Source organism: Variovorax sp. M-6, from assembly GCF_052114385.1.
Taxonomy (GTDB): Bacteria; Pseudomonadota; Gammaproteobacteria; order Burkholderiales; family Burkholderiaceae_C; genus Variovorax.
The window spans coordinates 50,572-72,953 of sequence record NZ_JBFREQ010000033.1 but is presented as its reverse complement, the minus strand read 5'-3'; the positions used below and the strand labels follow the sequence as shown (position 1 = coordinate 72,953).

At 61.8% G+C, this 22,382-nt stretch carries 15 protein-coding genes; 10 read left to right on the top strand and 5 right to left on the bottom strand.

Translation table 11 applies throughout. The features are described from left to right. A partial coding sequence (locus AB4Z46_RS28510) for a tyrosine-type recombinase/integrase (protein WP_442286918.1) occupies nucleotides 1–333 on the top strand: 333 nt, incomplete at its 5' end. A 1,315-nt stretch (nucleotides 334–1,648) separates the two neighbouring features. Here the strand turns inward: AB4Z46_RS28510 and AB4Z46_RS28505 are convergent. Further along, complete coding sequence (locus AB4Z46_RS28505; protein ID WP_442286917.1) at nucleotides 1,649–2,347, bottom strand: hypothetical protein; 699 nt, start codon at nucleotides 2,345–2,347, stop codon at nucleotides 1,649–1,651. 323 nt (nucleotides 2,348–2,670) lie between these two features. Beyond that, nucleotides 2,671–3,384, bottom strand: coding sequence for a hypothetical protein (locus tag AB4Z46_RS28500; protein ID WP_442286916.1), 714 nt, complete (start codon nucleotides 3,382–3,384; stop codon nucleotides 2,671–2,673). A gap of 674 nt (nucleotides 3,385–4,058) precedes the next feature. On the opposite strand from AB4Z46_RS28500, the gene AB4Z46_RS28495 reads away from it, so the two are divergent. The 8 genes from AB4Z46_RS28495 to AB4Z46_RS28460 all read left to right on the top strand — a co-directional run bounded on the left by AB4Z46_RS28495 (nucleotide 4,059) and on the right by AB4Z46_RS28460 (nucleotide 15,458). Beyond that, entirely contained in the window at nucleotides 4,059–4,256 is a 198-nt protein-coding gene (locus AB4Z46_RS28495; protein WP_442286915.1) for a hypothetical protein, read from the top strand. 174 nt (nucleotides 4,257–4,430) lie between these two features. Further along, nucleotides 4,431–11,063: a DUF3320 domain-containing protein gene (locus AB4Z46_RS28490; RefSeq protein WP_442286914.1), complete on the top strand. Its 6,633-nt coding sequence runs from the start codon at nucleotides 4,431–4,433 to the stop codon at nucleotides 11,061–11,063. Nucleotides 11,064–11,158: 95 nt separating this feature from the next. Continuing rightward, a complete protein-coding gene (locus AB4Z46_RS28485) occupies nucleotides 11,159–12,373 on the top strand; it encodes a DUF4268 domain-containing protein (protein ID WP_442286913.1) in 1,215 nt (404 codons plus the stop codon). A gap of 72 nt (nucleotides 12,374–12,445) precedes the next feature. Further along, nucleotides 12,446–12,691 (top strand): hypothetical protein, encoded by a 246-nt coding sequence (locus tag AB4Z46_RS28480; protein ID WP_442286912.1) that lies wholly within the window; start codon nucleotides 12,446–12,448, stop codon nucleotides 12,689–12,691. Further along, nucleotides 12,684–13,271 (top strand): hypothetical protein, encoded by a 588-nt coding sequence (locus tag AB4Z46_RS28475; RefSeq protein WP_442286911.1) that lies wholly within the window; start codon nucleotides 12,684–12,686, stop codon nucleotides 13,269–13,271. The genes AB4Z46_RS28480 and AB4Z46_RS28475 overlap by 8 nt, the downstream gene beginning before the upstream one ends. Nucleotides 13,272–13,607: 336 nt before the next feature. Beyond that, nucleotides 13,608–13,952, top strand: a complete 345-nt coding sequence (locus tag AB4Z46_RS28470) for a DUF4942 domain-containing protein (RefSeq protein ID WP_442286910.1) — start codon at nucleotides 13,608–13,610, stop codon at nucleotides 13,950–13,952. A 369-nt stretch (nucleotides 13,953–14,321) separates the two neighbouring features. Next, a complete protein-coding gene (locus AB4Z46_RS28465) occupies nucleotides 14,322–14,906 on the top strand; it encodes a hypothetical protein (RefSeq protein WP_442286909.1) in 585 nt (194 codons plus the stop codon). Nucleotides 14,907–15,299: 393 nt separating this feature from the next. Next, entirely contained in the window at nucleotides 15,300–15,458 is a 159-nt protein-coding gene (locus tag AB4Z46_RS28460; protein ID WP_442286908.1) for a hypothetical protein, read from the top strand. Nucleotides 15,459–15,623: 165 nt separating this feature from the next. Here the strand turns inward: AB4Z46_RS28460 and AB4Z46_RS28455 are convergent, their stop codons facing one another. Together AB4Z46_RS28455 and AB4Z46_RS28450 are read right to left on the bottom strand one after the other, a co-directional pair. Continuing rightward, nucleotides 15,624–16,394: a hypothetical protein gene (locus AB4Z46_RS28455; protein WP_442286907.1), complete on the bottom strand. Its 771-nt coding sequence runs from the start codon at nucleotides 16,392–16,394 to the stop codon at nucleotides 15,624–15,626. A 486-nt stretch (nucleotides 16,395–16,880) separates the two neighbouring features. Beyond that, a complete protein-coding gene (locus AB4Z46_RS28450) occupies nucleotides 16,881–18,089 on the bottom strand; it encodes a hypothetical protein (RefSeq protein ID WP_442286906.1) in 1,209 nt (402 codons plus the stop codon). Between the two features lie 332 nt (nucleotides 18,090–18,421). Between AB4Z46_RS28450 and AB4Z46_RS28445 the strand changes: the two genes are divergently transcribed. Continuing rightward, the gene (locus tag AB4Z46_RS28445) at nucleotides 18,422–19,156 is read left to right on the top strand and encodes a hypothetical protein (protein WP_442286905.1); all 735 of its coding nucleotides are present in this window, start codon (nucleotides 18,422–18,424) and stop codon (nucleotides 19,154–19,156) included. 87 nt (nucleotides 19,157–19,243) lie between these two features. On the opposite strand, the gene AB4Z46_RS28440 is transcribed toward AB4Z46_RS28445, so the two are convergent. Further along, the gene (locus AB4Z46_RS28440; RefSeq protein WP_442286904.1) at nucleotides 19,244–22,381 is read right to left on the bottom strand and encodes an AAA family ATPase; all 3,138 of its coding nucleotides are present in this window, start codon (nucleotides 22,379–22,381) and stop codon (nucleotides 19,244–19,246) included. Between the last annotated feature and the right edge of the window lies 1 nt (nucleotide 22,382).

Here is a 22,382-nt window from a genome sequence, read left to right as displayed (position 1 = left end):
AAGGCCAGCGGGATCACCTCGGGGCCCCTCTTCCGGCGCATCCTCAAGAACGGGAAACTCGGCACCGACGGGCTCTCGGGGACGGCGGTGCGGGACATCGTGAAGGCGCGGTGTGCGCTGGCGGGGGTCGGAGAGGATTTCTCGGCGCATTCGCTGCGATCGGGGTTCGTGACCGAGGCTGGAAGACAAAACATGCCGCTGCAGGAGACGATGGCGATGACGGGGCATCGGAGCACGGACACCGTGGCGGGGTATTTCAGAGCGGGCGCCGCTCAGGTCAGCGAGGTGGCTCGGATGTTGGACTTGGGGAAACAGGGTTCCGACAAGGCCTGAACGGGTCGTTCGGCCGTTGAGCGCCGTACGCGATGAACATTTCAAAGCTCCTCAACCAGCAAGCAGATCGGAGAATATATTCTTGCTCAATCGTCGGCGCGCTTGTCATCTCGATGCTGGCGGGGTGTCAATATCCAGCTCCAGCTCGCCCGTGAGGCGTCGGCAATCCCTATCCGATCAGCAGCTACGTCTGCGACGGAACGCGCTTAGCCGTGTGCTTGATGGGAGCGCGCGCCTCGGGGTCTCGGTTCACGGGGCGCAGGCTAGCGCCTTCCGGCGATAGAACAGTCGGAGACTCGATTCTCCAACGGACGCCAAACGCTGCTCATAGAGCAGAGTCGCACCTCGTGGGCTGTGGGGCGCGCTATGCACGGTTGCGAGCACCGGCGGTTGGCGCGGAAGGAAACGCCTGAGGGAAGAAGGGCATATGCGCCGGCGAAGCGGCGTTCCGATCATGTGACGGGGATACGTTCTTGGCCTGCCGAACCCGCAGAAGAATTCGATGACGGGTTGCTCTTAAGAGCCCGAGCAGAGGGAACTGTCTGCTCGAGGCCTAAGGCGCGTGGGGTACGCATGAACTTCGTACACCGTGTGGGCTAGCGGGGAGTCCGCCCTAGACGTCAGGACAGGTAGCCGGCGCAGATCTGACCGCGGATCAAATCAAACTTCATGGCAAGAAAGATCACCCTGTGCAAGGGCCGCTCCACATCCGCGATCCGCGAGACCCGTGTCATCGTCCCGCTGGTCAGCAAGCATCCGCCTTTTTGACCGGACTTCGCTCCTTGAGTGAACCCGTCTTTCTAGGCGCCGTCCAACCCCACTGACAGTGATTTTCTTAGCCAGACGGGTGCACTATGACTTTGATTTATCGAACTGCCGCCGGTGTTGAGTTGGCTTTGGTGCTTCATGAAACTGCGACGGGCAAGTCGTTGTTGCCTCTTGGGCACGGCCACGCAGAAAGGATCGCAGTCCTCTTTGGGACGGCGTTCGTCTTGGACGAATCGCTCGCTATATGCGTCAACGCCATCGAGCGACTGAAGCGCGCTCGCATACGGCGGACATTGGCGAAGGAAAGACGGGCGAAGGTGCTCGCACTCGAACTCGACGAGCAGGAGCGTCTTCGCAGGGCTCTGTGGCAAGAGCGAGGCTGAACGCATCTTGTCGCGGCGCAGTCCGTATGCTGTTCGCCTCAGCGCGAACCCGCCGTGAAATGCTCCGAAAGAAACTCAGCATCTTGGGCACCGTCGGACGTGGGCCAGACTGAAGCCGTGGGTTGAGTACCAGAGCTATGCGAATTCGGTGGCGCAATAGTCTCTCAGCCCTGGTTCGATCGCCCGCTTACATTGCGGGTCAGCCACGCGTGAAGTGAGGCGAGCCGTACCCGCGCGCGACCATGACCACGAGCCGGGCTTTCGCCCCAAAACGCATCACCGAATTCAAACCTGTAGAGGTACAGGACGACAAACGTCATGGCACTCAGCACCATACCGGTTGACACCATGCTTGCGGCGCCAGTAGCGCTCCAGCCCTTCCACCCTGCAGCGGCGCCTAAACCTGCGAGCGCCATCAGCATGCCAGAGGCGACGACCAAAGACTTTGCTAGGCTCCAAACGAAAAACTGCAGCGTACGGCCAACTAAAATTGGAGACGTCCCGCATCCGAAAAGTCCGCCAAGTACATAGCTCGCCACCTGCGGAAGGACTACAACGCCAACGACCCCGCCAAGGAGCTTGAGCGATGCATCCACGTCGAGAAGTGTTCGGAGGAGGCGGTTCAGTGCTGAACCAATTCGTCCATGGAAAGTGCCGTCACTATCAATGGCGCCCGCTGCATTTGCCCACATCGCTACCAACGCCGTGAGGACCACGGTCAGCGAAAAGAAGTAGCAGACGATTCGCACATCCGAGGGATGCCGACGTGCAAGCCTCAACCCAAGTATCGCGATGAGAAAGACTGAGGCGCCGACCAGAGCGCCCGCAGTCGCGAGCGCGGCCGGCGTATTTGTGGGAAGCATATGAGTTGATTCTGATCGCGCCGAGGTCAAGGCCTGCCGATCAGACCTTGCCTCGATGGCGAAATTGCTACGTTTTCGGCCACCATTGAACGCGCCCTTCGCCCACTGGTTCTGCGCCGGCGGATTCGCGCGACGTATGGTTTTCTGATCAGGAGGTCAAGACACCTTCAACAGCTTTCCACACGTTACCAAGGCACTCTAACATCGAGTGCCGGCTGCACGTCGTGCACCTGTCGTCGCACTTCGTTCAAAAGAGGGTCAGCTGAAATGGAAGTAGCATGTGATGCCCAAGTTGTTCGGGCGACTGGACCCATTGCTCACGGTCACCTTGGCAACTCCGTAAGCTTAGACCTTCTGACTGGGCTCGAAACGCCATACTTCTGAGTCACGTCCTCCACAAGCTCGAAAAACCATTCCGCTGCCTCAGGCGCCACCACAACGCTGCGAATGACCTCGTTTAGGTCGCCTAGCGGCAAACGAATTCCAGCCGGATTCGACTTCCACGTTCCTGACCGAGGAACAACGATGCGCACCTCGTTTTCAAACTTATAAGCCTCGTGCTTAAACTGGAGAAGATCGGTTCCATCGCCAACGACCATGTCAGGGTTCTTGAAGTGATCGATGTAGCGCACTTTGTGCAGCAAAGCGACGTCGTTCCAGCGAAGCGCTGGGGCAAGCAGCTTATCGATGGTAGAGGTGACGACAACCGAGTTTGCGACACCACCGTACAGCTGCCAAAGCGCCATGTTGTCTTTGGCGCCCAAATTCCAGCAGCTGACAAAGTTGCTCTGACGCGCCCGCTGGTAGAACTCGTCGGCGCCATAGTGAATTTGTCCTTCGCGATGGGCCTCGTCGACCGCCGCTCGCACTGCAGGTGTTAGAGCCCCTTCAAAACGGTCCGTGAATCCGTCAGCACGACGCAGGTAAAGCGATTGCGAACGCAACAGGTCAAGAAACTTTGGAAGGTCTAGGTACCTTCGCACGATTTGGTTCTGCTTCAGATCGGGACTGGCGACAATGGACTTGGGCGAGGTCAAGGTGGGACTCAATGTTGAAGGTGATCCGCTCTCTGCGGTATTGGACTAGCGGACGAAAGCACGCATTTTTGCCGTAGTAGAGTCACGAAGTCGCCGATGCCGGCTATCTGCTTCGATGTCGGTGGAAAGGCAAGTTGCCAGCTTGCCTCAGCGCTAGCTACGCCCTGCGATTGGTTTGGTAGCTCCAGAAAAGTTGGGGCTCCGCGCACCAAAAGCTGAGCGCGCTTCCTAAGAGCGAGCGGTTCTTTAGGCAACGGGAGGCGCATCGACCAGGGCACGCAACCGCCCACCGTACCGGCGGATCTTCGGCGATAACGGTGCGCAGCTTAGGCGATCGCACCCCTAGCAGGTTCAGCCGCATCAACGTGCGCGAGCCGCCAACTCTGCAAAGCCGCGGCGGCCATCGGGCCGCTGGATCAGTCAATCTGTGTGTAAATGCGCCTTGCTCAAGGCGTTGAGAAAGGCTAGCCCATCGCGATGCTCCTCTTGGCCGCCGCTCTTACATGGGGGCCGAGGTGTCGTGCTGAATTTCACGAAAGTCATCTGAGGCGTCCTGCCGAGGGCGATCGCTCAGGTCAACCGTTGAATAGTCCACGAGTGTCAAATTGTGTGTTTCGTAGCGCAAACGTATAGTACTACTCGGTACAACCTTCACCCTACATTTGCGGATCCTCGTGACTGACAAGACCATTGCCGTGAGCTACCGCGTCAGCGCCCGCTTCAAAAGGCTACTTGAGACCGCAGCTGCGCGGGCCGACCGTAGCCAGACCAACATGCTCGAGCACCTGCTGTACGAATACTGCAAGCGTGAAGGCATTGAGGCGACATGGACGACAGCGCAGGCAGCTCAAGACGAGGCGTCGACGACATGACATCCGATCGATGCGCCTCCTCGCCAAGCGCTCAGCCGCCCATCTCAAAAAGGGCTTCGGCACCCTCCCTCCTCGGCCGCACAGGAATGAGCCGTCGACTCGGCAACCGCGGCACGAACGCAGCCAGATCCCTTTTCGGCTGCAGCATGTACCCCACGTCCAACGGCACGCAGCATGACAACTTTTGAGTTCCCCGATCAAGTTCCACCGGCTGGCACGGTGTCAGAGGGGGTTCAGCCGGTTGTCCGGCTGGACGCTGCGCTTGCAGCAAAACTCAATCTTGCTGATTTCCAGAACGCCGTACCGATGCTCAAGGCATTGCGGATCGTCAACGACACTGCATCGGCGTTGGGGCCGGTCGATCTCTGGATCGAGGGTGTGCCAGCTTTCATGCGGCCAAAGGTCTGGCGCGTCGAATCGGTGGCCGAGGGCGCCACACGCAGCCTTCCGGATCTCGACGTCGAACTCGATGGACCGTTCCTAACCCGATTGACGGAAGCCGAGCAAGCGACAGTCTCCTTCACCTTGCGGCCCCGAGGCGACGAGACGACGGAGCTGACCAAGCTCCAATGCCCTGTCGAATTGCTGCCCCGGAACCAGTGGGGCGGCCTCTCGCACATGCCCGATCTTGTGGCCGCCTTCGTTCAGCCAAACGATCCGGCCGTGGATCGCCTGCTCAAGAAGGCGGCGGAGATCTTGCGCGACAACGGCAAGAGTCCGGCCCTCGACGGCTACGCGGGCGGCAACAAGCGAGCCTGGGAGCTGGCGTCAGGAATTTGGAGTGCCATCGCCTCGCTGGGCCTGGACTACGCCCTTCCCCCTGCAAGCTTCGAGCACACCGGTCAAAAGGTCCGTGGCACCGGCCAGGTCACGGAGGCCGGGCTGGCCACCTGCCTGGACCTCGCACTGATGTTCTGCTCCGCGCTGGAGCAGGCCGGACTGAATGCGATTCTGGTCTTCACCAAGGGACATGCGTTCGCAGGCGTGTGGCTCAAGGCCGACCAGTTCGCGACGACGGTCGTGGACGACGTCACCGCCCTCCGAAAGAGAATCAAGCTCAAGGAGCTGGTCGTCTTCGAGACTACGATCGTCACGCAGCGACCCGCTCCGAACTTCAGCTTTGCCACGCAGCGCGGTGCCGAGCAAATCGGCGAGGCCGTGGAAGAGACTTTCGAACTCGCCATCGACGTTCGGCGCGCTCGGATGCAGCGCATCAAGCCGCTGGCCAGCGCGGAGGCGCTGGCCATGCAGCCGCCCACGGAGCAGGCGGTGGTGTCGGCGCCGACATTCGATGACGCACCCAGTGACCTGGTGGAGGAAAGCCAGGCAGACGAAGCCGATCCCGCCCTTCTGAACCCTAAGGACCGGCTGGCACGATGGCAGCGCAAGCTGCTGGATCTCTCGCTTCGCAACAACCTGCTGAATTTCAAGGGCAGCAAGAAGGCGCTGAAGCTTGAGGCACCAGACGCGGCCTTGCTCGAAGACATGCTGGCCGAAGGGCAAATCCTGAAGGTGATGCCGCGCCCGGATTTGATGGACGGCGCCGATCCGCGCAGCCAGGCGATCTACGAAGGCCGGGAGCACGAAGACGTGCGGCGTGCGCACGCCATGGACGGCTTGAAGCGCAAAGAGGTGTTCGTCGGAGTGCCGAAGGACGAATTGGAGGCCCGGCTTGTCGAGCTGTTCCGGACGGCTCGAACGACGATGCAGGAAGGAGGCTCGAACACGCTGTACCTTGCGCTCGGTTTCTTGACCTGGACCAGAGACGACCGTGCAGGCCAGAAGTACCGCGCCCCGCTGATCCTGGTGCCGGTCACGCTGAGCCGTAAGAGCGCTCGTTCCGGCTTCACGCTGGCGATGCACGATGACGAGCCGCGGTTCAACCCCACGCTCATCGAAATGCTGCGCCAGGATTTCAACCTGAACCTCGGCATCGCGGACGGCGAGCTGCCCAAGGACGACAACGGTCTTGACGTCGCTGCGGTGTGGAAGGCGGTCTCGACCGCCATCAAGGACATCAAGGGCTGGGAGGTTTCCGAGGAGGTAGTCCTCGCAATGTTCTCGTTCGCCAAGTACCTGATGTGGAAGGACTTGACCGAACGCACGGACCAACTCAGGCAGAACGCCGTGGTTCGCCATCTGATCGATTCGCCCAGGGACAACTATCCGGCTGGTGTGCCCTTCCCGCATCCCCGCAATCTGGACCGCGAGTTCGACCCGGCTCAGACCTTCTGTCCACTGCCGGCCGATTCGTCGCAGCTGTCTGCCGTCATGGCGGCTGTTCGAGGCAAAGACTTCGTACTCATTGGTCCCCCCGGCACAGGAAAAAGCCAGACGATCTCCAACTTGATTGCCCAATGCCTGGCAGAAGGCAAGCGCGTGCTCTTCGTCTCAGAGAAGATCGCTGCGCTCGACGTGGTGTTTCGGCGACTGCGTGAAGTGAAACTCGGGGAGTTCTGCCTGGAGCTGCACTCCAGCAAGGCGCGTAAGCTGGACGTGCTGGCGCAGTTGAAGAATTCCTGGGAATCCACCGGAGTGGTCGATCCAGAAGTCTGGCGAGCGGAGGCGCGGCGCCTGAAGGCGCTCCGCGACGATCTGAACGTCTACGTGGAGCGGCTTCATTTCCGTTTCGGAAACGGCATGACGATCTACGAGGCGATCGGCCGCGTGATCGACGGCGACGCGGTCCCTCCGCTCGGGCTGTCCTGGGGGGCGGCCAACGCGCACGACGCGGCGGCCATGGAGGCGATGGTCAGTGTCGTCGAGCGCCTGGATGTCAACGCCAAGGCGGTTGGCTACGAAGGCCTGCTCAAGAACCCGTTGGCGGACATCGGGCACAGCGAGTGGTCGCCGAACCTGCAGCAATCCTTGGTAGACGCAGCACGCGGCGTCCTGCCGGTGGCGCAGTCGTTGATCGCGAGCTACGAGCACTTTGCGGGTACATGTGGCTTTCCCTCCTTTTCACTGACACGCCGTGCGCGGGGCGCCATGGGCATGCTTGCCCGTGCGCTGCCCACGGCGGCGGGCCATGACTGGCGCTTCGCAGCACGGGCCGACGCCCGTGCAATCGCCGATCGACTTCGTGGCGGTCTCGAGCAACTCGCTCAACATCGGGAGCTGTCGGCTTCGCTGTCGCCGGGTTGGTCACCTTCGGTCGTTGCTGCATGCCGCCGGGGTATGGGCTTGATCGAGCAGCGGCGTGCGCTCCATGCCGGACTTGGCACGACCTGGTCCGACGATATCGTGCAGGAACTGGATGGTGGCCTTCGGTTGCTCGATGAGATCGCGAAGGCCACCAACCAGCTGTCCGTACACTACGGCGAACAGATCGAGCAGCTGAACGTCTCCCAGCTTCAGCGAGAGTTTGGCAAGGCCGAAAAGGCTGTCTGGCCACTGTCGGTTGTCGCCAAACGCAAGGTGAGGCAGGCCCTGGAGGGCTGCATCGTCGGCGAAGGCGAGCCCAACATTTCGTCGGATCTGCGCTTGTGGGTTCAGATCCGGACGCTGAGGACGGAGGTCGAAGCCCTGCAGATCGGGCCGGCGGTCGACGGCGTGTGGTCAGGCCTGAAGACGCGTCCCGAGTTTGCTCGCGCAGCGCTCAAGTTCCAGTCCGAGCTCGTCGCTGCAAAGAGCGGCCGGGAATGGAGTGACGTCGGCTTGGAACCCGTCGCCAACGGACGCTGCGGGACTCGGCTGACAGAAGAGCTCCAGAAACTGCGCGCCTTGCGTGAACTCGACATCCAGTTGGGCGCCCTCGATAGTCTTTCGGCTGCCACCGCTTCGCTGTGGTCCGGCATGTCGACGCGCATCGATACCTTGGAGGCCGCGCTGGACTTCTATGCGGCGATGGCGCAGATCCGCGTATCTGGGTCACTGGCCGAGAGCCATGAGGCGGTCGCAGCGGGCGCTTGCGGCGAGACTATGGCCGCGGACCTCCAGATCTGCCAGCGACGTGCAGGCGTCGAGCGCGAACTGGACCAGCTGGCCGACTTGCACGCATCGACGCACGGTGTGTGGAGCGGGTTGAGAACGAGCATCGAGGACGTTGAGAAGGCGCTGAAGTTTCAGGCCTCTGTCGGCGCTGCCATCACCAACCTGGCTGCGACGCCGGAAGATCTCCGGGCCATCGCCGCACCGCTCGAGCGGCTCATCGGCGAGGACAATGCGCTGCTCGAACCCGCGGGCGCCCTCGCCGCCGCGGCTCAGCGCTATCTCACGGCATGGCTCGCGCTTCAGCCGAAGATCGATCAACTGAGCGTCGCAGGAGCATTGTCCGACGGCGCAAAATCCGACTTCGGCGATGTCGACCTGAACGACCTCATCGAACGTTGCAACGGGATCATCCAGTCCGAGCCACGCCTGAACGCCTGGTGCGCTTGGCGGAAAGTGCGCGGGCAAGCCATCTTGCTCGGCCTGTCGGGCGTCGTCGCAGGCATCGAGAATGGCGCGGTCAAGGCTGGTCAGGTTCGCCAGGCGTTCGAGACCAACTACAGCCGCTGGTGGTTGAACATCGTGGTCGACAACGAACCGGTAATTCGCACCTTCGTGGCTGCTGAGCACGAAAAGCGCATCGGCGACTTCCGCGCCCTGGAAACTCGGTACGCGGACCTCACGCGAGCATGGATCCGCGCACGTCTGTGCGCCGACCTTCCACAGCAAGAGAGCGTGACGCGAAGCTCCGAGTGGGGCCTGCTCCGTCATGAGATGACGAAAAAGACCAAGCATCTCCCGCTGCGCACGCTGATGTCCAGCCTTCCCACAGCGCTGACCAAGCTGACGCCGTGCCTCCTGATGAGCCCGCTGTCGATCGCCCAATATCTCAGCGCGGACGCCAACGCCTTTGACGTGGTGGTCTTCGACGAGGCGTCGCAGATTCCCGTCTGGGATGCGATCGGAGCGATCGCGCGCGGCAAGCAGGTGGTGATGGTCGGCGACCCGAAGCAACTGCCGCCGACGAGCTTCTTCGATCGCGCGGAGGCGTCGAACGATGAGGAGGAGACTGAGGGCGACATGGAAAGCATCCTGGACGAGTGCATGGGCGCGAACTTGCCCACGATGAATCTGTCCTGGCACTACCGCAGCCGCCATGAGAGCCTGATCGCCTTCTCGAACCATCGCTACTACGGCGGGTCGCTGGTCACCTTCCCTTCCCCGGTAACGGTGGACACGGCGGTCAGCTTCCATCATGTCGCTGGCGTCTATGAGAAGGGCGGTGCGCGCATCAACAAGCCGGAGGCGCGCGCCTTGGTGGCCGACATTGTCGCCAAGCTCAGGGCACCAGAATTCCGTGAGACAGGGCACACCATCGGCGTGGTGACCTTCAACTCCGAGCAGCAGACACTGATTGAGGATCTGCTGGATGACGAGCGCCGGAAGGACCCGTCGCTGGAGCCGCACTTTGCCGAGTCAGCCTTAGAGCCGCTGTTCGTGAAGAACTTGGAAAGCGTGCAAGGCGACGAGCGCGACATCATGTACTTCTCGACCACCTATGGCCCGGATCTCACTGGTGCGGTGTCGATGAATTTTGGTCCGATGAACCGCGAAGGCGGTGAACGCCGCCTCAACGTTGCCATTACCCGCGCGCGGCAAGAGCTACGGGTTTTCTCAAGCCTACGCCCGGAAAAGATGGATCTGGCACGCACGCAAGCACTTGGCGTCAAGGATCTGAAGCATTTCCTGGAATTCGCGGAGCGCGGCACGAAGGCGCTGGCCGAGGCGACCAATGGCAGCCTCGGCGGATTCGAGAGCCCGTTCGAAGAGGCAGTTGCAGCCGCACTGTCCAGCAAGGGCTGGGAGCTTCACACACAGATCGGGGCATCCTCTTTCCGCGTGGACCTGGCTGTCGTCCATCCAGACGCGAGGGGCACTTATCTCACCGGCATCGAATGCGACGGGGCGACTTACCATCGCTCTTCGACCGCTCGCGACCGCGACATGCTTCGTGAGCAAGTGCTACGAGGTCTTGGCTGGGAAATCGTCCGGATCTGGTCGACGGATTGGTGGGTCGATCGTGCCGGAACCCTCGAGCGAATCGATCTTCAGCTAAAGGATTTGCTCGCGCGCAGCCGCACGGCGCGCGCCGAGAAGGCGGAGCGAGAGGCTGCCCTTCAGGCCGCTCAGGAGGCCATCGACAAGGCAAGGGCTGATGCGACGGAGGTGACGGGAGAGTTACAGGCCCCTTCAACATCCACGGAGAACGGAAACGAGGATGCTGAACCTATGGGCGACGGATCCGAAGACGTCTCCCTCAAACAAGCGGGCGCCGAAGTCTATGCGCGGAATATTTCAGTCGCACAGCCTTCTCCCGCCTCGTCCGCGTATGTCGAATCAGACCCTGCCACAGCCACCAACGTTGAGGCCGGGAGGTTCTTCGATTCCAGCTACGACCAGTCGCTGGAGAAGATGATCGCCCATGTCGTCGCGCATGAAGGTCCGCTACTGGACCTGGTCCTTGCACAGCGGATCGCTCGTGCACACGGTTGGCAACGCACCGGCGCGCGCATTCAGGAGCGTGTGCTGACCTTGGCTGCCAAGCGCTTCGAGCGCACGACAGACGATGCGGGCGTCTTCTACTGGCCAGGCGTCGCTAGATCCGCGGAGCATTCACGTTTTCGGACGCCCGGAGAAGATGCTCGTCCAGTAGACGAAATCTGCATTGAGGAGTTGACCTCTTTGGCGCGCTCAATCCTCCTCGACGCAGGACCAGAAGATCCCGTCGCTCGTATGGCGCGAGAGCTTGGGCTTCGGCAGATTCGCGCAGCGAGCAGGTCGCGAATCGAGCGCGCACTCGCTCAAGTGCTTCAGTGACGTCGTCTACGGACTCGCATCTCGCTTCAGCGACGGGGTGAATCGCCTACGATCTGCGACCTGCTCTCAAGCCGCACTCGCGCGCGCCGGCGGCAATGCGCATCGAACTGAACGCCATCGGAGACACCATGTACCGCATTAACCAGGCCTCGAATCGGATCAGTAAGGTCAAGAAGGTCAGTTTTAGCGAACTCAACTTCACGGAGCGCCACCATCTGCAGGAATGGCTCGCCAACGAGCCCGATGCGCTGGAGGAGGACCTGCTGGTGATTGCCAAGGAGTTCGACGGCTTCGACGATACGCGCGAGCGCCTGGACCTGCTGGCCATCGACAAGACGGGAACGCTGGTGGTCATCGAGAACAAGCTCGACGATTCCGGGCGGGACGTGATGTGGCAGTCGCTGAAGTACGCGTCCTACTGCTCGACCCTCACTAGGTCGAACATTGCCGAGATCTTCCAACAGTTCCTGGACAAGGACCGGGCTAATCCCGGCCAAGATGCGAAGAAGCTGATCTGCGACTTCCTCCAAGAGGAGACCTTCGACGACGTCAAGCTCAACGTGGGCAATGATCAACGCATCATCATGGTCGCCGCTAACTTCCGGAAAGAGGTCACGTCGACCGTCATGTGGCTCCTCAAGCATCGGGTGTACGTGAAGTGCTTCAAGGCCACGCCGTTCCAGGACGGCAAGGATCTGTTCCTGACGGTCGAGCAGGTCATTCCGCTTCGCGAAGCGGAAGAGCTGATGATCGGGATATCCGACAAGGTCGACGACGAAATCAAGCTCGACGGTCGTCGCGAGAAGCGCAACGAATTTCGAGTGTCCTTCTGGCACCAGGTGCTCGAGGCATTGAGGGTTTCGGGCGTCAGGCGCTATGACAACGTGAGCCCGATGCGCGACAACTGGCTCAACGCACGCTGCGGCATCCGGCATCTCCACTACACGATGGTTTTCACCCGCGACGAGGTGCGCGTGGAATTCGGTATGTCGCGTGAGGTGCCCGAAGAGAACAAGGCGATCTTCGACATGCTGTACGCCCAGAAGGACGCGGTCGAGACGGCATTCGGGGCCGAGTTCAACTGGCGGCGTATGCCCGAACGGAGGGCATCGTTGATCTCGTACGGCAAGGATTTCGACGGGCACAACAAGGAGTGCTGGCCCGCCATGACCCAGTGGATCGTCGAGCACATGCTCCGGTTGCAGCTCGCGTTTGAGCCGCGGCTGCCGGCGATCAAGGAATTGCTCGCCTCGATGACCAAGGCCGAGCCAGGAACCCTGACTGAGCCGACCTCAGACGCCGAGGCGTGAGAGCTGCCCTCCTAGCACCTGAGCGGCCGTGCCCGCCATACTTGCTGCCGTGTTCAACACGGGCATAACACCATGGCACGTCTCATCGTCGACTCGCGCGAGTCGGTCAGCGGTCTCGCGAAGATGCGCGAGGGCCTCAGCGCCAAGGTCGTCATAAAACAGCTTGAGAGCGCGGACTTAGTGCTCGCGAAGGGCCTGGGGGTTAAAAGGATAGCAGCGAGTGACCTCGTATTGTCCCTAGCACATGTCGAGCCGCGGGTACCTGTGCTCGAATCTGCGGTCATGCGCCTCGTTCCTAAGGCGGCGTCCAATGCGTGAGCGACGACTGAAAGGTTTCGGCCTCATAGCCGCGACCGGTCCGAGGGGCCGGCACGACCTCTTCATCAACCTGGGTGAGGCGGCCTTCGCGTCGCAGGAATTGCACCTGGTGCGAACAGCACTTCGACTTGGCGACGGCGCGCCGAACTTGGCAAAGGTCAAGCTGATCACGCGCCACGGCGTGCACCGATCGCTGGCCTGCAGCTCAGGCGACAAGAAGCCGATCCTGCAGTCGGCGGCCGCATTCAAAGGTCTCACCGCACAGAAGAAGCACGACTGGCGCTGGGAATGCACCGAGTTCCAGATGCTCAATCGCCTGGACCGGGACGAGCAAAAGCTCCTTCCCGGAGGACCGGGGACGCCATTCAGCCTGCAGATGTGGACTGAGAAGGCGCCGTGCTCGTCGTGCACGGAGGTGATAGCGCAGTTCCTGGACAAGTACACGAGCGCGCACCTCACGGTGACGCACAAAGTGCGCGACGATCGCGTGAAGCCGCGAGCTTCGTGGGCTCGGCATGCGCATCGAATCGACCTTGGACGCCATGCGCTGTGGGCCGCCCTGCCTTGGCCCGAGGCGTAGCGCTTCAGGACTTCAGATCGGCAATCTGTCGCCAAACACGCGCCTGACGCGTTTGCGCACCCCGTCCCTGCGCTGCTTCTTCAGACCCACTGATAGGCTGGCGCGTTGGCCGCAGTGGGCCTGCGCGTTGTCGTACACATGGATGACCCCGCGCAACCGCTCGCACTCACGCTCCAGGGCGGCGACCCAGGCGCGGGCGTGCTGTGCTTCGTTGTAGGCCTGCGTGTGGAGGGCGGCAATGCTCCATCGGCTCTCGAACCAAAGAGTTAGATACACCCCCCGGGGCGCGTTGTCACTGGCCTGGTAGCGCTGCAGCGTCCTAAAGCTCACCCCCAGATGCCGAGCCCCGTGCTGCTTGGGTCGAAGATCGCGCTGCTCGGCCGCGCCGGCATGGACGTGCTGTCCGAGACCGCGCGGACGATCGACGATCTCGTCCGCTGCATGCATGCGTCAGAGGACCGCCGCCAACTCGACCCTCGCTCGGGGTTCATGAGGTTCGCCCACAGGCCGCCCGTCTCCGCGGATGGCCACGAGGACGACTACATCCGCGTGGAGGGATACCGGTCCGGCAGCCTGCACATCTTTTTCAAGCGCGTCGATCTGATCAACCGCATGAACCACGCGGTCGCTAAGGCGTTCCGCAAGGCCGAGCCGCCTCCGAAGCGCTGGAACAAGTGGTGATAGGGGCGGGGGCTGGCGCGCGCGCAGGGCACGGCCAGCCCTCCCCTTTGGGAACCCCACCAGCAGCACGGAAGGACAGCAGCACAGCAGCACAGCAGGACGGGAGCACGCGGCGAATAAGGAAAACTCAATGAAAACAACAACATGCGGATCCAGCGGCGCGCCATATCGTGCGTTTTCGCTCATCCATGGGCTATGGATATCCATCGGTTCAAATAGCTCCCAGAGGGCGACTCGGATTCCATAATCCTGGCCATATCGCGCCGACTCACTCATTGCAGTGCGGATGCGCGAGGCTGAAAATTGGTCCATCGAAACGAAGGAGCCGACGTGGCCAACTCCAAGCAATCCCAGACCAAGCGCCTGAAAATGGCCGACCGGGCGCAGCAGCAGCTCGCGCTGCACTTCCCGGGCTTCGACGAGACTTTGCTCTGGCGGCGCAAGAGCAACGACGGCTTCACAACGGTCCCGCGCGCGCTGCCGATCGCCATGCAGGCGATCGACGCGACGTCCAAAGGCGCGCCGGCTGGCCATTCCCTTTTCTGCCTGTGGTCGCGCGCGCCCGACAACCCGCTGGTGATCGTCGAGGCGCCGGCCACGTTCGCCGCGGAGGCGGGCTTCTCCGGCGAGCGCGCGGTCGACACCTGGCGCAAGCGCATGCGCACGCTGCGCGAGCTGAACTTCGTGTCCACGAAGAAAGGCCCCTCCGGCGAGTTCCATTTCATCCTTCTGCTCAACCCCAACATTGCAGTGGAGCGCATGAGGCTAGCGGGCCAGGTGCAAGACGGCCTTTACGGCCGCTTCGTCGACCGGCTCGCCGACATCGGCGCCAGCGGCGACTGGCCCGCCCACCAGGAGGCGACGAAAGCCGCCGCCGAGGCCAAGGCGCAGGCCGAAGAAGCGGCCGCCGCCGCGAAGAAGTCGGCGACGCCGGCCAAGGGGGGGAAGAAATGATCCGACGCGGACGCAGTCCATACGAGTGCTTCAAAGACGACCGCGCGCGGTTGTTCGCGCTCATGTCGCGCGACGCGCGGTTGATCGCCATCGCCCTGATCGCGGCGTTCGCGGCGCCGCCGGCGTCGAAGGCTCTTGCTTCGATGGCGTCGCTGCTTTGACGCGCGGGTCGGCTTCCACGGCCCCATGATCAGACGACGCAGCGACGCGCTCCTACGCGTCTCGCCAAGCGGCGCCGACAGCCTCAGGCCGCACTCGGCTCGATCATCCAATGGCCTCGCGAACGCAGCGAGACGCGGGCTCACTGAGAGCCAGACGCGGCCTCCCCGATCGGCGAGGCGCCAGATTTCCTGCGCGGGCTCCTCGCCCGCGCAGGCGGTCCAAGGAGCGTCCATGCGGCTCTTCGTTGTCATTGTCCTAGTCAGCCTGGCGGCGAGCGCGGCGATGTCCGCCCTTGATCAAGTCTTGCCACCCGCGCGCGTCGACGACGCGTCGAGCATTGCCGAGTTCGCCAGCTACCAAGGCTCGGTCGCCGCGTTCGCGGCCGACTGACGGCGGCTCCATCCGGCAAAATCGCTTGACTTTTGGCCGCGCCTGCGGGAAGGTGTCCTTGCGACGAGGTCCGCCACCGCGCAGGTGGCTTCGAAATGATTCACTCATGCCTCGCCGCGGCCACCGAACAGGTGGACGAGCGCCGCCCTCGGGCGGCGCTTCCTTTCATGGCCTGGCCAGTTCRTCCTCGTCGAAATCGCTGTCCTCGAAGTCCTCGTTCGTCATCGGAGGGCTGATCAAGGTGTCTCGCGCGGGCGAGTAGAGGAATCCCTCGGCCTTCATGCGAAGCAGCTCCTCGTCGGACATTCCGCGCTCCTTCATCCTGGCGATCACGTCGGGCGTCAAGTCAACGGCGCCGGCGCGGCCGATCGTCATGAGCATCTTGGTCTCCGTCGACATGGCGTCGGCGATCGCGGCCCGGATCTCGTCGACGGGATAGCCGGCGATGGCTTGCTCGCCGATGTCGGGGAGCTCGCTCTCGACGCGGAAGAAGTCGCCCAGGAGCTCACATTCCGCGTGCCAGCCGGTCTCCTCTCGCCGCGCGGCGCCTGCCGCGCCCTCCTCCGGCATCTTGCCCTTCCAAATCAAGCACATCGCGCCGAAGCCGTCGGGGTCCAGCAGCCATGCGTCTCCGGACTCGGAGGAGAAGAGGACATAAGGTCCGACCCCATGCTCGCCGCTGGTGGAGGCGACAGTGGCCTCGCCGCGCTTGGCCGCCTCGATCGCGCTGTCGAAGATCTTGTCGAGCTCGGGATACGCCTTCGCCCGCTCGGACTCGCCCGCGCAGAGCGTGACGTGGTGCCAGTGGTCGTAGTTGGCCTTCTTTGCGACCTTGTCGAGCGCCTCGGTGTATTTGCCACCGTGCTTGCGCTGGTGGCGCTTGGCTTCTTTTCTGAGCTGTTCGACGCGCGCGTCGGACGTGAGGATGTGTCGCATGGCAGATTCCTTCCGCATGCGAATCAAGGTGCGCGCTGCCAGGATTCGCCTGCAAAGGGAATCAGGGGTGGAGGTTGGATGGACGCCGTCCCGTGAGAGTTTGCTGAAAGCGCGCAGCAGGCGCCGGCGAGCGCCTTTTGCAAATGTAAGCCGGGCGGGGCGAGCTCGTCAATCGAGCGCGGGAGTTCGGCATGGGTGGGCAGCGTTTTGCCGCAGCGAACGCAGCGCTTTCAGAGCACCTAATCCCAAGCACGAGCGCCGCTTTACCGGCTTCGACGACAAGATCGTGGCCATGTACGGGGTAGTCGTCCTTTTGACGAAATTTGATACGGTCAGGTCAAGAAAACCCACGCGGGACAACGACTTGTCGGCCCGCGCCTCTGCGCAAAGACGCGCCTGCCACGCGGCCAAAGACTGCAAAGAGCTTACGGTTCGGCAAACGCTATTCCGAGCCTATCGCCGCCTAGAGGTCGGTTGGGGATCACGCTAGCGCAGCAATGCTGCCGCAATCTCGCCGGGTAAGTCTCGCAGTTTCGGCACGACGCGTGTGCCGTACTGTTTGACGTGCTTAGCGACATGTGGGGCCATATAGTTGTCAGCGCGAAAAATTGATACGTATGGGGCGTAGAAGGCGTGGAGCGCATCTGCAAAGTCGCTGGGCTTGGGGGTTCGCGGCTGACCCCTGAGGGAGTCCCATGCTGCCGCGTAGGTAGTGTTCACTACCGTGCAAAGGCCTGGACAATGAGCATAGACAGCGTCGACGTCCGTGAGCGCCGGCAGAGTCGGATACGAACTAGCAAGAACGCCATTCGCGAGTTTGAGAAGAAGCTTGTGCTGCGCAGCTTTCCACCCAGCCGCTGTAAGCAAGTCGATTGGAATTTTTCTTCCCGTCGCCTTTTCAGTGCGCCGGATTTCTTGGAGTCCTGTAATCGCCTTCTGCAATCCAGCAATGTACTTTTCCGAGGGATCGCGAATCCATCGACTGACCGGACTTAGTAAGTCGTGGTGCTCCGAAAACCAACGCATCATCCACCTCGGATCGCGTAGTGCACTCAAGAACGCAGCCTCGGCTTCTTCGCGGGATGCCTTTCCAAATACGTAGCGCGCAAGAATCACGGCATCTTCCGGCCGCATCGGATAGTCGCGCAGTGTTTCCGAGACGTCGAAGTTGGCTGCACGGTTGGCGTGGAACTGTTTGAACAGAGCGTTGGGCTGGCCGTTCCTCAACACCTTCCGCTCCATTTTTCGCCGCTCCTTCCTCGTGCGACCCTGCGCTCGGATTGCCTCTTTCAAAGCGTCCGTGTGATAAGGGTCGGGGATAGCTGGCAACAGCGATCCGTCAAACTTCGGGAACCATGAAGCATCGGTGCTCAGGACAGTCGTGATGGGAGCATCAAATCCTGCCGCACGAGCGACCTCGAGTTGCAACATCTGATCGAAAGAGACTAGCGCATTCGTCCCGCAAAGCTGCACCAATACGTCGGCGCGTGCGGCGGCAGCATCGGCGTAAGTTGGCTGCAACGGGGCCATTTCCATCAAATGGGTGCCAGCGAACGCATAGACAACTGAGCCGGACTCCGCGAGCTTGAGCAACTGATACCGGATGGCCTCAAGCTCAGGAGATGCTCTGCTTGAATCCGACAGCACCGAATAGTCATTGTTGTCGAGGCAGACGACAAGGGGAGAGTCTTGCATAGGCGCTCAGTCTGGAGGCGGTTGCCACTTGCCTCCAGGTGCGAGCGATCAAATCGCTGAGGATTCGTGAAGTTGTACCGCTTGAAGCAACGTGTCGCCGCCATCCGTGGGGCGGCCGTGGAGGTTTGCCTAGAAGCACAATGCCTTCAGCAGCGCGGTTTGGACTGGCCATGGAACTTGATCGCGCGGGAAAATCCTAGGCGCCGATGCTCCACGAGCAGTTCTTGGACATCGGCGGCTCCCCATCGAGACGCCTGCAGGAACAAAGCTGACTCGCAAGCCTGCCCAGCGCGACACGAAAATGCACCTATCGATTTACCAAGTTCCCTATCGTGCCCAAGAAAGTCCGCGCCCAGTCGCCTGCGGAGGCCAAGTCAGCCTCGATGTTCCTCAACGATGCGTTTGGCGATTACCTCGCCGCGCGCATCCTCTTGAACGCGCGCATGCCGCACCAGGGCGCCATGATGGCCAGTACGGCACTCGAGAAATACTTCAAGACCATCCTTGTCACAAGAGGCCAGCGCATCCATGGTCACCTGCAGACCGCGCATTGGAATTCCGTGGGGCATCTGTATCCAGAACTCGTGGCCCAACTCGACCGGGATTTCGTAAAGCTGTGCCAGAAGAGCTACGCGCTGCGCTACACGGATGATCTGCCGAAGGGCTACAACATCGTCATCGCATCCCGGGAGTTCCTCGCGGAGCTTGATGCCAGCGTGGCCACCATCCAGAGGGGTATCCGCTATCGGCTGAGCGAAAGGGACACACAGACAGACTTCGAACGCCATCGCGCGAGCAACGACGAACGCCTTCTGACTAACAACCATGTGCTGCTGGGGATCGAGAAGTACGACTTCATCTACAGCGAATCGCAGTTTGTCTTCGAGGTGCGCAACCACGAACGCCTGGACGTCTTGGAAATTACCTACGAGGCCTTCGGGTTGCCCAAGAGGCCAGGATTCCTCAGGCCCGCCTGCGTCCCCTTGCCGAATGGAAACGGGTACGGCCTCGATTTAGCTTTTGGCAACCGCAGCGAATCGCCCCTCACGCAAGCCACAGCTTCATAGGTCAGCGGTTTCGGCCGGCTTCTCGCGGCCGTCGTTCGCCTGCAGCCTACATTGCGCTGCGTCGAGCAATGCGCGCCACAGAGGGCATCAACCTGCCGCGTCCGCTTCCTCAACCTGCGGGCTGCGCACCAGATGGATGGTCTTGAACGACTCTCCCAGGAAGCTAAACTTCTTCGAGAACAGAGATGCCACTCGCGTGTCTGCGGTGGCAAAGAAGATTTGCCGACCTGAGTTCACTGCCAGGTCGCGCAAATAGTCCAGGAACGACAAAGCGTTGAGGTCGTCGATGTGCGCGATTGGGTCGTCGATGAGCAACATGGGGGGCGCTGCCCCGGCCGTGCGATTTCTGGCAAGGAAGATTGACAAAGCAAACGCGGCTCGCTGCCCGGTGCTGACCTCGTCGAGCGTGCGGGGGTCATGACCATCCGCGGTCCGTAGAAGAACATTCGGGCTGCCGACGTACTCGTACTCTCTCGGCGAATGGATGCGCGAGAACACCTCGTTGATTTGGCCGCCGATGGCATCAAGCGCCTCCCGCGTGGCATTCTCCAGGGAAGCGTTCTCAATGAGGTCGTCCAAGACTTTGCCCGCTTCTAGGAGCGCCTTCTCCTCGCCGCGCTGCTTCCCGAGGCTGAGATTCCAGTCCTGAATCTTCTTCGGCAGGTCCCGCTGCTCGTCCGAGCTCTCCGAGTCGCTGCGCGACGCTTCGTCAGCTTGCTTGAACGCGGAGGCCACGGCTGCGATACGTGCCTGAATCTCGACGAGCGGAACATCGTCCTCGACAGCAAGGTAGGAATGAAGCCCGGCAGCGTTGCTTGTAGCGGCAAGGAACTCGTCTTGCAGCGCAACAAGCGATGCGAAGGTGCCGATTGGCTCGACGCGCGTGACCCAGCCGTCAACGGCGACAGACCGAGCGAAGCCCCGGATGGTCTCAACATAACTTCCCATGTTGCTGCGGCATTCACCCAAAACTTTTCGCGTCTCTTCCACAACGTCCGACTGACGCCGCCGTTCGCCCGACGCAATGTCGGCGGTGAGATTTCTGGACTCGGGCTCGAATAGCCCAGCGATTCGGCCCCATACCAAATCCGCCTCGTTGCTCGAGAATCCCGCGCTGCCCAGGTCCTGCCCCTCCTTAACGACGCGCTGCAGCTCCAACTGCGCTTGATTGGCCCGCTCACGTAGTCCGACTAGTTCTTCCAGAACCTCCTTGGGTGTGGTCGGCTTTAACTGCAATTGCGTCGCAAACTTCTGGCAGAGCTCAACGGCGCTGGCCCAACGCCGCGCTTCATTCGCCTCGTCCCCCGCCAGGCGCAGCGACTCCGCAAGAGCCTTGACCTCCCGCGTGGTCTCCGGTCCTGAGGTGAGTTCCTCGATGAGGTGCATCAATGCGCCGCTTGCATGCACCGTGCGGCAGACCGGGCACATGTCCGGGTTCCCCGACGACTTGAGCGCTTCCTTCGCCGCCTCCTTCAGCTTCGCAGCCGCAGTAGCGCGAGCCGACGCGGCCCGGCCGTGAAGGTCCAGGGCTTGCTGAGCGCGGGTGAACCTCGCGTGGGCGGCAGTGGCCGCTTCGCCCGCAGCCTGCACGGCATCTTGCAATTGGAGGGAGGCGTACTGCGTCGGCACCTCGGGCAGGTCGCCGGCGACCAGGCCTCCAAGGCGTGTGGCCAGCTGTTCCGAGACCTCGCGAGCCGACTTGTATCGACGGCGCACGTCATGAAACCCCGCAGACTCATACGCAATCCACCGGTCGAGGTTTTTGACGTTGGCCTCAAGCTCCTCCATTTTCGAGACGAGTCGCTTCTCATGCTCGAGGGTCCCAACAAGCTGCGTGTCGACGGGCCTTGCGTTGCCAACCGCGGCCTCCAGATGCTCCCAGCGATGCTCGACATCCTTGATGGTTCGAGCTGCGCCTCCGAGGGAGACCAGCGCTTGCACGTGCGCCAGCGCGGCCAGAAGTTCCTGTCCTTCCTTTGGCGTGGGAACGCCGGGTTCAGTTGGCCTCTTCCAACCGAGGCCTGCAAGCGCGGTGCGATATGCGTCCGTCAGCGTTTTCGCCGTGGACGGCTTGCCTTGAAGCTCCTTCAGCCGCCGCTCGAAAACAGTCAACTCCGCCTGCAGCCCTTCGGCGCGGCGCTGTGCCTTGTCCCAAGCCTTATCCATATCGGCTCGAATCTTCTGCAGGTAGTCAAACGTCGTAGCGGCTGACGAGCCCACCAACAACCGGCTCAACTCGGTCGTGATGTCATCTGGCTTCAGATTGCCGGACAAGCGATACGCGGCATCGGTGTCGAGAAAGTTGTAGAGCGAGAAGCTGTCAACGATGTCGGCAACGCTTTGCTCCTTGCGGTTGTACCAAGCAAGATTTCGGGCCTTGATGCGAGGGCCTTCTTCAGTGGATGAAAGCTCGAGCGTGCTGCCACCTGCGCTCGGCCGCAGCTTCCCTTTGAGACGCACCGGCCCCACGGCTGTGCTTCTGCGGTTGTTTCCGCAGTAGAAGTACTCGACAGCCTCGAGCAGAGATGTTTTCCCGCTTCCGTTCGCGCCCACGAGCAGCGTGACGTCGCCGAAGTCATAAGTCTTGCCGTTGTGTATCGGCCGGAACGAAGCGATGTTCAGGCTGAGTAGCTTCGCAGTCGCCAACGGCGTGTCGGCGGCGTTCAGCTCTTTCACCTGCTGCTTACCGTTCGCAACCGCACCTGCTGCGCGCTGGGCAATCTTCTCCACCACTGTGGTGCGAGGGGTAGGAGCGTCGAGCAACAGCGCAAGCCCAGCAGCTGACAGGCGTTGCCGCCAGTCCGTCAGCACGTCGTACGTGCTTCCGTGCTCCGCTGCTTCGAACAGCTTCGGCCCTGCCAGCAGGGATTCGAGGTCGTCCTGCGAGATGACGCGCTTGCGCGCGTAGTCCTTGTCAGCCTCGATTGCGGCTTTCGCCTCAGCAAATTGAGGACTTGCCTTCGAGTTCGGGCCGGCGACGATGTAGAGGTACTTGTTCCATCGCAGGTCGCCTGGCGCATCGAAGAAGTCGTCAGCAAGGATGCGCTCTTGGAAGTCGCGCAGGTGAAGCGATCGCTCCACCACGTCATCAGCGAAGTCGACGTACGCAACCGCGTAGGTCTGGTCACCGAGCTTCTTCTCGCCGCGCACAACGGAATCGTCGACGTCGTGGAGCCCGACGAGTAGATGAGACAGCGCTTCACGCGCAGCTTGCATCTCAGGCATG

Coding starts and splice junctions, on each gene's coding strand:
- AB4Z46_RS28505 (WP_442286917.1), bottom strand. CDS start 2,347: ATGCTTCCCACAAATACGCCGGCCGCGCTCGCGACTGCGGGCGCTCTG.
- AB4Z46_RS28490 (WP_442286914.1), top strand. CDS start 4,431: ATGACAACTTTTGAGTTCCCCGATCAAGTTCCACCGGCTGGCACGGTG.
- AB4Z46_RS28485 (WP_442286913.1), top strand. CDS start 11,159: ATGCGCATCGAACTGAACGCCATCGGAGACACCATGTACCGCATTAAC.
- AB4Z46_RS28480 (WP_442286912.1), top strand. CDS start 12,446: ATGGCACGTCTCATCGTCGACTCGCGCGAGTCGGTCAGCGGTCTCGCG.
- AB4Z46_RS28475 (WP_442286911.1), top strand. CDS start 12,684: ATGCGTGAGCGACGACTGAAAGGTTTCGGCCTCATAGCCGCGACCGGT.
- AB4Z46_RS28470 (WP_442286910.1), top strand. CDS start 13,608: ATGCCGAGCCCCGTGCTGCTTGGGTCGAAGATCGCGCTGCTCGGCCGC.
- AB4Z46_RS28465 (WP_442286909.1), top strand. CDS start 14,322: ATGGCCGACCGGGCGCAGCAGCAGCTCGCGCTGCACTTCCCGGGCTTC.
- AB4Z46_RS28460 (WP_442286908.1), top strand. CDS start 15,300: ATGCGGCTCTTCGTTGTCATTGTCCTAGTCAGCCTGGCGGCGAGCGCG.
- AB4Z46_RS28450 (WP_442286906.1), bottom strand. CDS start 18,089: ATGCAAGACTCTCCCCTTGTCGTCTGCCTCGACAACAATGACTATTCG.
- AB4Z46_RS28440 (WP_442286904.1), bottom strand. CDS start 22,381: ATGCCTGAGATGCAAGCTGCGCGTGAAGCGCTGTCTCATCTACTCGTC.